Consider the following 11,864-nt stretch of genomic DNA (forward strand, 5'->3'; position numbering starts at 1 on the left):
TATGGCAAAATCCCACTCCCTAGCCACAAACACTTCGATTGCAAAATTCCTGCATGGGAAGTTCCTGCGTTTTGATAAAAGCCAGCCTTTCATTTCTATCACAGCAATTCTCGCATTTCTCGGCATTGGGGTGGGGGTTATGGTGCTCATTGTAGCGATGGCGATTATGAATGGTATGAGCAAGGAGTTTGAGAAGCGGCTTTTTGTGATGAGCTATCCACTTACGATATTTTCACTAAAGCAGCAAGGCATTAGCCAAAGTCTCGTGCAAGAGCTTGAGCAGCATTTTCCCAATCTCCGCTTCAGCCCATATCTTTACACGCAAGCAGTGGCTAGAATCAATGGTGCTATGGAAGCAGCCATGCTATTTGGCGTGGATTCTAGTAGGGAGGCTGCGATAAATCCTGTATTTGCCAAAGCACTGCAAGGCTCCCAGAATCTAGCCCCATCAGCCGACAAGCCACCAATCCCCCCAACTATGCCAGCCACACAGCCACCCAGAGAAGCATTCCAAAACAATAAGTTCTCCATCATCGTGGGCAAAAGTGTGGCGGATATGCATTTCCTAGAGTTTGGCGATAAGATCACGCTATTTTTCACGCAGTTTGAGCCTGCAGGGCTGACACTCACGCCCACAATGAAGCGTTTTAGCTTTATGGGCAGCTTTAGTTCTGGGGTTAGTGGCTATGATTCTGCTTATATGTATAGCACTATCGACGCACTCCAGGCAATCAAAAAGCTCCCACAAGGCTTGTATGATGGCGTGCATATCCACTCGGCAAACCCTATGCAAGATAAGCCAAAACTGCGCGAGTATTTGGATAAAAAGGGGTTGCAGCATATCGGCATAGAGGGCTGGTGGGAGCGCAATAGCAATCTTTTTGCCGCGATGGATTTAGAAAAGCGTGTGCTATTTATCGTGCTTATGCTCATCATTCTCATGGCAAGCCTTAATATTATTAGCTCCTTACTCATGGTTGTGATGAATCGTCGCAAGGAAATTGCACTGCTACTAAGTTTAGGAGCGAGTGCTGGTGAGATACGCAAAAGCTTTTTTATGCTTGGGCTTACAATCGGGCTTAGTGGAATTGTGTTTGGCGTGGTGCTAAGTGGCGTGGTGCTTTTTGTGCTAGATACTTTTCCCATTATCACGCTGCCAGCAGATGTCTATGGTGTAAGCAAGCTACCTTTAGATGTGGGGGTTTTGGATTTTTGCGCTACGATAATTGGCGCAGTGTGTATCGTATGCCTCTCCTCATATTACCCAGCGAAAAAAGCAGCCCAAATCGATGCGCTCAATGTGCTAAGAAATGAATAAGTCTAAATATGCAGTTTTCAATAAACTTTAAGCACAAAAAGCCTATGATACACGCACTTCTAACCTATCTTTGAGCGTTTGTTGCTGCATTTGTCCATTTTGTGCTTTTGTGCGCGAAACTCTAGGCAGTTAGAGAATCTTTTTTCTGGAGTTACAATGAAGAGTATTTATGTGGGCAATCTCCCTTACTCTACGACAAATGAGCAAATGATTGAGTTGTTTGGGCAATTTGGTGCGGTGAGTTCTGTTAAGCTCATCAACGATAGAGAAACCGGCAGGGCAAAAGGCTTTGGCTTTGTCGAAATGGAAGATGAAGAAGCGCTCAAAGCGATTTCCGCGCTAGATGGCACAGAATTCATCGGGCGCAAACTCCGTGTCAATGAAGCCAATCCTAGGAAGATGTAACGAGAAAGTTAGGAGTCTAGGAGGCTTTTGGCACTACTTCGGTGTCGCAAGCGTTTTTACAGCCATTATGACTGGTATAAGCCTGACCAAATGTAGCAGTCAGGGATTCTGTTGGCGCTTTTAGATTCTTGCTGTGTTAAACCCAATTATTTTTTTTGATTTGCTTCTCTTGATTACCTATTTGCTTTTTGGGATTTTAGAATTTTGATTAGAATCTGGGATTGTTGCTAAGGCAGATTCTAGCGGAATTGATTGAAGATTGAGTTTGGCTATTTCAGCTGGTTCCATGCGTCGCCATACAAAGCCTTTTTCCAGTATATGAAAGCTATCGAGCGAAAAACCTAAATCCAAATCCCCATTTTCTAGCACCTTGCCTTTGGTATAGTAGGTCGAGCCATTTTGAAAATTATACGAGAGTCCAGAATGCAGCTTCCCCCTATTTGCACCGCTTTCTTCAATTACAAGATCGCGCAAAAATACCACCCATCGATCGAGCCGCGCACGCAGGAGCTTGTTGGGGTTATAGCGATCAGGGGCTGGTGGGCTTTTATCTAGATTTCCCACACCATAAGCAAAAACCCTACCCTCATGGACAAACACATACACATATCCACCCTTAAAAATCAAAAAATCTGGCACTTCATAAAACCCTTCCAGACACTGCGAGGGCAAAGCAGACTCTATACACCGGTAAAATGACTCTCTAGCTAACGTATATGAGACAAGCAGAAAAAGAAGCAAAAACAATCGCATTAGACTAGACCTCAAAACCCCTAAAACCCACTAGCACTCCATAGCACCACAGCGAAGCAAAGTAACAAAAATACAAAAACAAAAGAGACAGAAAGCGTGAGTGGATTCTGGCGTAAGCTAGAATCCAAAAAGTAAGCGCGGCACTTTCACCACGCTTTTATAAACAATTTGACTCTCTAGCTGCTCGAGCCCCAGCCCTCCAGCATGCACATCTTCTGGAAAAAACACTGCCACCATGTTGCTATACAAATGCAGCACAGAATGCTTTTCTGGTGTGCGATAGATAACTAGATCTCTGCACTCATCATAGGGCACAAGAATTTCACAATCACGCGCACTCGCTAGGTGAAATAGTTCTTGTCCTTGCAAGATAATTTGCACATCAACATAAGCTCTATGTGTTTCATAAAATGCCTGCGATGAGCTTTTAAGCCCATAAGACTGCTCGATAGCAAACACTCTAGAATCTGGATTGCCAAAATCCCCACAAGATTCTAGCCCAAACTTATACTCAGTATTTTGTTCCATGGCTAGAATACGGGTAGATTCTGGACTTTTTGGTGCGCTTACTGCCTGTAAATAGCTTAGGACAGGTTGTAGCGCAGGTGCTGCAAAAAACCCAGCTATATCACCAATTTTCCCTACAACCGCCACGCACAGCTCACCTTATGGGATTAACCACTGCATATAAAAGGCAATAGCGTAAGTGAAAAGCCCAATGCCAATGACAAACAAAATCGAGTATTTTACCGTGAAGCGGAAAAGCTCAGATTCTCGTCCTGCTAGCCCCACCGCCGCACAAGCAATCGCAATACTTTGCGGGCTTATCATCTTGCCTACGACACCACCCACAGAGTTTGCTGCTAGGAATAGCACTTCATCAATACCGAGCTGCTGGGCGGTTAGCTGCTGCAATGTGCCAAAGAGTAGGTTGGAGCTTGTATCGCTTCCTGTTAGGAACACTCCTATCCAGCCAACAATTGGAGAGAAGAACGCAAAGGCATTGCCTGTTTGTGAGAGAGCTAGGGCAAGTGTCGCAGAGATACCGCTGTAATTTGACACAAACGCAAAGCCCACGACCAAAGCGATAGTGAAAATCGCCCATTTCATTTCATTAAGTGTTTCACCAAAGGTCGCCACCGCTGTGCTAAGTTTGATGCGTAAAAGCGGGATAGTGATAAGAGCTACGATGAGAATCGAAGTCCCAGTGGCGTTGATGATAGGAAGCTCAAAAAGCGATTTCACCGCTTTTGCTTCTTTGACAGCTGGCTCAACTTGGATCACTTCTTTTAAGCTTGCGAAGTCAAACTTCAGCACGCTAGCAGCTAGGACTCCAGCTTCTTGTGCGATTTCACCGGTGGATAGCTTGACTCCTGCACCGACAAATAGGTCTTTAAACCACCCCGCTGTCCAGATCAAAATCACGCCAATAAGTAGCACAAATGGCAGCCACGCTAGCACGATGTCTTTGGTGCTGTGCTTTTTGACTTCCAGTGTGGAGCTACTGCCTACGGATTCATCAAATTTGAAGATGTTTTTAGGCTGCCAAAATCGCAAAAACACCGCCACGCAGATGATAGACACAACTGCTGAAGCAATATCTGGCAACTCTGGTCCGCTATGCACCGCTGTCAAATACTGCACGATCGCAAAGCTTCCGCCAGCCACTAGAGCCACAGGCCAAGTCTCTTTCACGCCCTTAAATCCATTCATCAAAAATACTAGGAAAAATGGCACAAAAAGCGAGAGTGGTGGGAGCATATGCCCAGCCATCGCAGAAATCTCAATAGCAGGCACATTGACCGCCCCAGCCATCGCAGTGATCGGCACACCTACTGCGCCAAATGCCACAGGCGCAGTGTTTGCGATTAGACAAAGTCCCGCAGCATAGAGTGGGCGAAGCCCAAGCCCCACGAGCAGTGCAGCGGTAATTGCCACAGGTCCGCCAAAGCCTATCGCGCCCTCCAAAAACGCGCCAAAGCAGAATCCTATGAGAATCACTTGGATTCGTTGATCTGGCGTGATGGCAATGATAGACTCTCGCAAAATATCAAAATACCCAGATTTGACCGTGAGCTTGTAGAGAAAAATTGCCGCAATAATAATCCAAGCAATTGGCCAAAGCCCATAAAACGCGCCATAAGCGAAGCTCCATAGAGCCTTGTCCGTAGGCATTCCATAGACAAAAATCGCGATGATAATCGCACTTGCCACGGTTAAAAGCCCAGCCCACTGCCCTTTGAGCTTTAGCACAAGCAGTGAGATGAAAAACACAGCGATAGGTATAAGCGCGACAAGCGCACTTAGCCAAGCATTCCCTAGCGGGTCATAGACTTGATTCCAGACCATTTATACTCCTTTTAGAATGATTTTACAGAATGTCCCAGCACTTTAGCATATTTCGCTAAGTGATACAAAATCCAAGAGCATAAACACACGATTTTTAGGCTTGATTGTATAAAAATTAAACATTTTTCATTGTTTTATGCCGGCTATATACTCCATTGCACATCATTTGTAGCCCGCAATCCTAGAATCTAGTATTGGAGATTCTAGGATATAATACGAAAATTTTGACATCTCAAGGTGGTATATGCGATTTAGTCAGTGGCTTTTGCCAATGGTTGTTGGCGCGATAATCTTTAGTGCATGCGATAAAAAAGAAAAAAACGAATTCAACAAGCCCGCGGCGTATTGGTATCAAAACATTGTCAAAGAAATAAAATTTGGAAATCTTGAAGGCGCGGATAATTTCTACGCCTCTTTACAGAGCGAGCATATTAACTCCCCGCTCTTGCCCGATGCGATGCTAATTCTCGGTCAAGCTCATATGAGAAAGGAAGAATATCTGCTTGCGGAGTTCTACTTCGATGAATACCTCAAGCGCTTCGGTAATGCACAAAATGCAGACTACATTACCTATCTCAAACTCCAAAGTCGCTATTATGGGATAAAAAACTCCAGCAAAGATCAAGAATTTTTCTCAGATAGCTTGGGGGCATTTGACAATTTTCTTGATAGATTTCCTACAAGTCGCTATGTGCCATTTGTGCAAAGCATGCAGGTGCGTTTTGTGCTTGGGCAAAACGAGCTTAATAAAGGCATCGTCAATGTCTATACCAAGCAGCACAAACAAGAAGCCGCACAAAAATATCTCGATAGAATTGATGATGAGCTAGAATCCAGCACCAAGCCCACGCCATCACATATCCCATGGTATGTGCGTATGTTTAACTGGTAATCACAAAATCTTAAAATATAGACAAGAAAATCTAAGGAGCTTTTATGCCAAACACCCAGCAATTCCCCATCTCACTTCCTGTGCTTATAGAAGAGGATTTTATCTATCCTTTTGCGATTGCGCCTATCTTCACCCAAGGCGAGCGCAATATCAAAGCCGCCAATGCCGCACTCGATCGAAACGACTTGCTGATAGTGTGCTGCCAGAAGCCAGAGGACTTTGGCGCATCAAAGCATGAAACCCAAGATCATGCGCAAGCTACCGCACAGGGCAATTCCTTAGCGCAAATGCCTTTTTATGATGTGGGCGTGGTGTGTAAGATTTTGCGCAAAGTCTCTTTGCCAGATGGACGAGTGAAGATTCTGGTGCAGGGCATGGCACTCGCTAAAATCACTGCGCTACTCACCCCCCAAAATCCCAGAGAGAATGCGGACTCTAGCGAGCTTATCGAGGCAGAAGTCGATCTTATCGGTTATCAGGAGTATGATAGTGCGCGCGTGGAAGCGATGATGAAAATCCTCCTAGAAAATGTCCAAAACTACGCCAATATTAGCCATTTTCCCCCAGAAATGCTAAAAACACTCGAAGAAACAAACGATCCAAATCGTATCATTGACCTTATCGCTTCAACCTTGCATTTGAAAAAGGGTGAAGCCTACGCGCTGCTTGCCAGTGATAATGTCGAAGCGCGCATGATGATGCTCATGGATTTTCTCTCCCAAGAAATCCAAGCTCAAAAACTCCAAAAAGAAATCAAATCGCGCGTGCATAATAAGCTTGAGCAAACAAATAAAGAATACTTCTTAAAAGAGCAAATGCGCCAAATCCAAAAAGAATTAGGTGTAGATAAGCAACGCGATGAGGAGATTGATGAATTTACCAAAAAGCTAGAATCTATCAAAGAATTTCTCAACGAAGATGCGTATAAAGAAATTAAAAAGCAAATCAATCGCCTTGCCAAAATGCACCAAGACAGCGCAGACGCCAATCTCTTGCAAAACTATGTTGAGTGGGTGTTGGAAATTCCATTTGGCAAATACGCCAAAAGTGAGCTATGTATCAAAAATGTCGCTAAACAGCTTGATTTAGATCACTACTCTTTAACCAAGCCCAAAGAGCGTATTATCGAGTATTTTGCAGTGCGTGAATTGCTTGCTAAAAATGCCAAAGCCCTAGAATCTAAAGAATCCAAAAAGCCCAAGAAACACGAGCAAACCTCCGCCAAATCGCAAGCTGAGGGCATTAAACAAGAGAAAGCAAAAACAGAATCCACTAAGGCGCGCGGGACGATATTGTGTTTCTACGGACCTCCAGGTGTGGGGAAAACAAGCTTGGCAAACTCGATTGCCACAGCGATTTCGCGTCCGCTAGTCCGTATCGCGCTAGGTGGTTTAGAAGATGTCAATGAGCTGCGCGGACACCGCCGCACCTATATCGGCGCTATGCCTGGCAGAATCGTGCAAGGCTTAATCGAAGCCAAAGAAATGAACCCAGTCGTAGTGCTTGATGAGATTGATAAAATCTCACGCGGCGTGCGCGGCGACCCGACAAGTGTGCTGCTTGAAGTGCTAGATCCAGAGCAAAATGTGGAGTTCCGCGATTACTACACAAATTTCAGTATCGATCTCTCGCAAGTGATTTTCATCGCCACGGCAAATGACATCTCCCAGATTCCAGCCCCCTTGCGCGATCGTATGGAGTTTATCGCTATCTCTAGCTACACTCCACAGGAAAAGGAGCAAATCGCACATAAATATTTAATCCCCCAAGAGCTAAAGAAGCATGGGCTCACTAGTGATCAGCTACGCTTTAGCAAAGAGAGCGTGCGTGTGCTGATTGAGCGCTATACAAGAGAGGCTGGAGTGCGAAACTTGCGCCGCACATTTGCTGCAATTATGCGTAAAGTTGCGACCAAAATCTTACAAGATGAAAAATTTAAGCCAATCAAGCTTACGCCCAAGCAGATTCCAGATTACTTAGATAAAGTAGTTTTCGAAATCGAGCAATCTAGCAAAAAGCCGCGCATAGGTGTGGTAAATGGCTTGGCATGGACAAGTGTTGGCGGCGATGTGCTAAAAATTGAGGCAATAAAGCTCCAGGGTAAAGGTGAGCTAAAACTCACCGGAAGCCTAGGCGATGTGATGAAAGAATCTGCACAAATTGCGCACTCTGTGGTGAAAGTCCTACTGGAGAATGGCAGGCTAAAATCCAGTGCGAAATCAAGTGCAGAATCTAAATCTAAGCAAAGGACCAAAGAGCCCCTCTACGCTCAATACACTATCCACCTACACTTCCCAGAGGGTGCCACGCCAAAAGATGGTCCAAGTGCTGGGATTGCCATGGCATGTGTGATTGCCTCAATCCTTTGTGAGAAGCCCATAAGTGGTGAGATTGCCATGACAGGCGAGCTAACGCTCACGGGCGATGTGCTCCAAATTGGCGGACTCAAAGAAAAGCTCATCGCCGCGCACAAAGCTGGAATCAAGCGCGCCCTAATCCCTAAGAAAAACTACGAGCGCGACTTGAATGAAATCCCAAAAGAAGTGCTTGATAGCATGCGTATAATCCCTGTGCAAACAATAGATGAAGTATTTGCCGAGGTTTTCCCACATTAAATTGCCAAATCTGGCTCGTGGGCGAGAATCTAGCAGTTTAGAATACTAGATTCTCGCCCTAGATCTAAATATTTATCTAAACGCTATATAATTGCGCCCGTGCGCCAGCTTTGCAACCTTGTTAGCATGGGCATTGTGTGAGCGCATTTTACTTGTAAGGAGCATTTATGGGACTCTATGATCGAAACTATCAAACACAAAACCAAAATATCGGCTTAGCGCAGGGAGCATTCGCAAATGATAATGCGCTTGTAGGATTTGTGAAAACCACCTATAAGTTTTTCGCAGCAAGCCTGCTATTTGCCACTATTGGCGCGATTGTGGGCTTTATGAATTTCGCGCTTGTTACCGATCCGGCGGTGCGTATCGGGCTTATTGTTGCTGAAATCGTGGCATTTCTAGGGCTGCTATTCTTGCGTAAGTCCCCAGGACTTAATGTCGCGTTGCTGTTTATTTTTACATTTCTTACTGGCATTACGCTTGTGCCACTACTTGGGCTAGTTCTGGCGCGTCAAGGTGTAGGTGCTATCGCACAAGCCTTTGGTATGAGCACCATTGTCTTTGGCGTGATGAGTATTTTTGCCCTTAAAACCAAAGCTGACTTAGCCAACATGGGCAAAATGCTCCTCATCTCGCTTATCGTTGTCGTCATCTGCTCATTGGTGAATCTATTCCTAGGCTCGCCGATGTTCCAAGTGCTTATCGCTGGTGCGGCGGTAGTGCTATTTAGCCTATTTGTCGCCTATGATACGCAAAACATCGTGCGAGGGCTCTATGCCGATCCTGTGCAAGCAGCGGTATCGCTCTACCTTGATTTTCTCAATATCTTTGTGAGTTTATTGCAGCTTTTTGGGATTCTAGGCGGCAAAGACGAGTAGTCGCCTAGCCCACCCCTAGAATCTTAATACCCTTTAGGTGGCTTTGTGGTAGTCAAAAACGCCTAAAGGGTGGCTAGCCACCAAAAGATCCACATTTTTACCATATCACTCATTCTGTCATACAAGAAACAAGATAATTTACAATTTAATTCATCAAACAAAATCCCGCTTTAGATTCTGTCTTGGGAACTACTTTTGCTTTGGGTTGTAGGATTTACAATTTCGCGCCCAAAGGATTGCTTATGATGCGCTCACTCTATACCGCCACCACAGGGATGCTAGGACAGCAGCTCCAAATTGATACCACTTCAAACAACATCGCCAATGTCAATACCACTGGCTACAAAAAGCAGCGAGCTGAGTTTAATGACCTCTTTTATCAAACGCTGCAATACGCCGGCACTGCCACAAGCGAGACGACACTCTCCCCCACAGGCATAGAAGTGGGGCTTGGCGTGCGCCCGGGTGCGGTGCAAAAGATGTTTTCCCAAGGTAGCCCCAAAGAGACAGAAAACAACCTTGATGTAGCCATTGAAGGCAAGGGCTTTTTCCAAATCCAGCTGCCCGATGGCACGATCGCCTACACAAGAGATGGGGGCTTTAAGCTCGATGATAATGGCAATATCGTAACCGCCCAGGGCTATCTTCTCCAGCCCCAAATCACTATCCCCCAAGATGCCACGCAAATCAATATCGGCACAGATGGCACGGTGAGTGTCGTGCAGGCAAATAATGGCGTAAGCAATGTGATAGGGCAAATCGAAGTAGCAAACTTCATAAACCCAGCAGGGCTGCACTCTTTGGGGGATAATTTATTTTTAAACACCAATGCTTCAGGCGATGCGATTGTAGGCGTGGCTAGCACAGAGGGCTTTGGCGCGCTTAGGCAGGGCTTTTTAGAGCTAAGTAATGTCAAGCTTGTGGAGGAGATGACAGATCTCATCACTGGGCAAAGAGCCTATGAGGCAAACTCCAAAACAATCCAAACAGCCGATGCAATGCTGCAAACGGTTAATTCTCTCAAACGCTAGAATCTAAGATTCTTGCTGGCACTGGTGTGCTTGGCTAGCTATTTAATGTTTTTAGCTTTAATAAAAGGCTTGAGTATCGCTATCTATCGCTAAAGGATTATCAATGTCTCAAAAATGCGTGCTTGTGATCACCGATGGGATCGGCTATAAGCCAGATTCTCCCTACAATGCCTTTGCCAATGCTACTAAGCCTACTTATGATTGGCTCTTTAAAAATGTGCCTTATAGCCTTATCCATACCTATGGAGAGAGTGTGGGGCTACCAGAAGGGCAGATGGGCAACTCCGAAGTGGGGCATATGAGTATAGGCTCTGGGCGCGTGCTTTACCAAGATTTGGTGCGGATCTCGCGCGCGCTAGAGTCTAAGGAGCTGGCCCAGAATCCAGCTTTGCAGCAGTTTATGCAAGAATCGCAAGCAGTGCATTTGCTAGGGCTTATGAGCGATGGCGGAGTGCATTCGCATTTATCGCATTTCCTAGGGCTAGCAGAGATTTTTGCCGCGCATAAAAAGCGCGTATTTTTACACCTTATCACCGATGGGCGCGATGTGCTGCCTAAAAGCGCGTTAGGATTTTTGGCAGAGGTGGAGGCGATGTGTGCAAAAGTGGATTCTATCAGCATAGCAAGTGTGAGCGGGCGATATTATGCGATGGATAGAGATAAGCGGTGGGAGCGCATAGAGCTAGCCTACAACGCCCTAGCCCACGCCACGCCACACACGCAGCAAAGCCCTAGAGAGTATATACAAGCCTGCTATGACAGAAACATTACCGATGAATTTATAGAGCCTATGTGCTTTGGCGAGTTTGCTAAAAATGGCGGCTTTGCTAGTGGTGATGGACTGCTTATGAGTAATTTCCGCTCCGATCGCGCGAGAGAGATTATCACCGCGCTTGGGGCGGAGCATTTTACGCATTTCCCGCGCCCTAAGCATTTTGCCCATATCCTTACAATGTGTGAGTATGATGAGAGCTTCCCCTATCCTGTGCTTTTCACCAAGCAAAAGCCCACAAATACCCTTGCAGAAGTGCTAGCAAATGCAGGCAAAAGCCAAGCCCACATCGCAGAGACAGAAAAATACGCACATGTTACATTCTTTTTCAACGGCGGCGTGGAGGAGCCTTTCATAGGGGAGTCGCGCGTGCTTATCCCCTCGCCCAAAGTCGCCACTTATGACTTGCAGCCCCAAATGAGCGCGCCAGAAGTGGGCGATGCAGTGCTTAAGGCTATGGGAGACTCAAGCAGCGATAGCAATGCTTATGACTTCATCGTGGTAAATTTCGCCAATGGCGATATGGTGGGGCATACAGGTAATTATGAAGCTGCGCTAAAGGCAGTAGAAGCGGTGGATTATGAGCTAGGGCGGATAGTTAAAAAAGCGCGTGAGCTAGGCTACGCGCTCGTGCTTACAAGCGATCACGGCAATTGTGAAGAGATGAAAAGCGCGCAAGGAGAGATAAAGACAAACCACACCATAGGCGATGTGTGGTGCTTCGTGCTAGCTAATGGCGTGGAAAAAGTGGATTCTGGCGCGCTCAATAACATCGCCCCAAGTGTGCTAAAGATTATGGGACTGCCAATCCCTAAAGAAATGGATCGCCCGCTGGTGTAAGCTACTTTAGC

The 11,864-nt window shown here is 45.9% G+C and carries 10 protein-coding genes; 7 read left to right on the forward strand and 3 right to left on the reverse strand.

The window, feature by feature from the left end; genetic code table 11:
* The first annotated feature begins 1 nt into the window (after window position 1).
* On the forward strand, window positions 2-1,318 hold the full coding sequence (locus Q0171_RS06470; RefSeq protein ID WP_299327986.1) for an ABC transporter permease: 1,317 nt from the start codon (window positions 2-4) through the stop codon (window positions 1,316-1,318).
* 156 nt (window positions 1,319-1,474) lie between these two features.
* The gene (locus Q0171_RS06475; protein ID WP_299327988.1) at window positions 1,475-1,723 is read left to right on the forward strand and encodes an RNA-binding protein; all 249 of its coding nucleotides are present in this window, start codon (window positions 1,475-1,477) and stop codon (window positions 1,721-1,723) included.
* A 177-nt stretch (window positions 1,724-1,900) separates the two neighbouring features.
* On the opposite strand, the gene Q0171_RS06480 is transcribed toward Q0171_RS06475, so the two are convergent.
* The 3 genes from Q0171_RS06480 to Q0171_RS06490 form a co-directional block, all read right to left on the reverse strand.
* Complete coding sequence (locus tag Q0171_RS06480; RefSeq protein ID WP_299327990.1) at window positions 1,901-2,362, reverse strand: hypothetical protein; 462 nt, start codon at window positions 2,360-2,362, stop codon at window positions 1,901-1,903.
* A 231-nt stretch (window positions 2,363-2,593) separates the two neighbouring features.
* Window positions 2,594-3,130 (reverse strand): YhcH/YjgK/YiaL family protein, encoded by a 537-nt coding sequence (locus Q0171_RS06485; RefSeq protein ID WP_299327992.1) that lies wholly within the window; start codon window positions 3,128-3,130, stop codon window positions 2,594-2,596.
* 12 nt (window positions 3,131-3,142) lie between these two features.
* Complete coding sequence (locus Q0171_RS06490) at window positions 3,143-4,825, reverse strand: lactate permease LctP family transporter (protein ID WP_299327994.1); 1,683 nt, start codon at window positions 4,823-4,825, stop codon at window positions 3,143-3,145.
* A gap of 271 nt (window positions 4,826-5,096) precedes the next feature.
* On the opposite strand from Q0171_RS06490, the gene bamD reads away from it, so the two are divergent.
* The 5 genes from bamD (at window position 5,097) to gpmI (ending at window position 11,853) form a co-directional block, all read left to right on the forward strand.
* Entirely contained in the window at window positions 5,097-5,717 is a 621-nt protein-coding gene (gene bamD / locus Q0171_RS06495) for an outer membrane protein assembly factor BamD (RefSeq protein ID WP_299328046.1), read from the forward strand.
* 44 nt (window positions 5,718-5,761) lie between these two features.
* Window positions 5,762-8,332: an endopeptidase La gene (gene lon / locus Q0171_RS06500; RefSeq protein ID WP_299327996.1), complete on the forward strand. Its 2,571-nt coding sequence runs from the start codon at window positions 5,762-5,764 to the stop codon at window positions 8,330-8,332.
* Between the two features lie 167 nt (window positions 8,333-8,499).
* The gene (locus tag Q0171_RS06505) at window positions 8,500-9,210 is read left to right on the forward strand and encodes a Bax inhibitor-1/YccA family protein (RefSeq protein ID WP_299327998.1); all 711 of its coding nucleotides are present in this window, start codon (window positions 8,500-8,502) and stop codon (window positions 9,208-9,210) included.
* Between the two features lie 242 nt (window positions 9,211-9,452).
* The gene (flgG, locus tag Q0171_RS06510; protein WP_023929369.1) at window positions 9,453-10,241 is read left to right on the forward strand and encodes a flagellar basal-body rod protein FlgG; all 789 of its coding nucleotides are present in this window, start codon (window positions 9,453-9,455) and stop codon (window positions 10,239-10,241) included.
* Between the two features lie 103 nt (window positions 10,242-10,344).
* Complete coding sequence (gene gpmI / locus Q0171_RS06515) at window positions 10,345-11,853, forward strand: 2,3-bisphosphoglycerate-independent phosphoglycerate mutase (RefSeq protein ID WP_299328002.1); 1,509 nt, start codon at window positions 10,345-10,347, stop codon at window positions 11,851-11,853.
* The last annotated feature ends 11 nt before the right edge of the window (window positions 11,854-11,864 follow it).

It is taken from the genome of uncultured Helicobacter sp., assembly GCF_937906905.1.
Lineage (GTDB): Bacteria > Campylobacterota > Campylobacteria > Campylobacterales > Helicobacteraceae > Helicobacter_B.

Bases quoted from the DNA above. Each gene is read 5' to 3' on its own strand.
- Q0171_RS06470 (WP_299327986.1), top strand. From the start codon at position 2: ATGGCAAAATCCCACTCCCTAGCCACAAACACTTCGATTGCAAAATTC.
- Q0171_RS06475 (WP_299327988.1), top strand. From the start codon at position 1,475: ATGAAGAGTATTTATGTGGGCAATCTCCCTTACTCTACGACAAATGAG.
- Q0171_RS06490 (WP_299327994.1), bottom strand. From the start codon at position 4,825: ATGGTCTGGAATCAAGTCTATGACCCGCTAGGGAATGCTTGGCTAAGT.
- bamD (WP_299328046.1), top strand. From the start codon at position 5,097: ATGGTTGTTGGCGCGATAATCTTTAGTGCATGCGATAAAAAAGAAAAA.
- lon (WP_299327996.1), top strand. From the start codon at position 5,762: ATGCCAAACACCCAGCAATTCCCCATCTCACTTCCTGTGCTTATAGAA.
- Q0171_RS06505 (WP_299327998.1), top strand. From the start codon at position 8,500: ATGGGACTCTATGATCGAAACTATCAAACACAAAACCAAAATATCGGC.
- flgG (WP_023929369.1), top strand. From the start codon at position 9,453: ATGATGCGCTCACTCTATACCGCCACCACAGGGATGCTAGGACAGCAG.
- gpmI (WP_299328002.1), top strand. From the start codon at position 10,345: ATGTCTCAAAAATGCGTGCTTGTGATCACCGATGGGATCGGCTATAAG.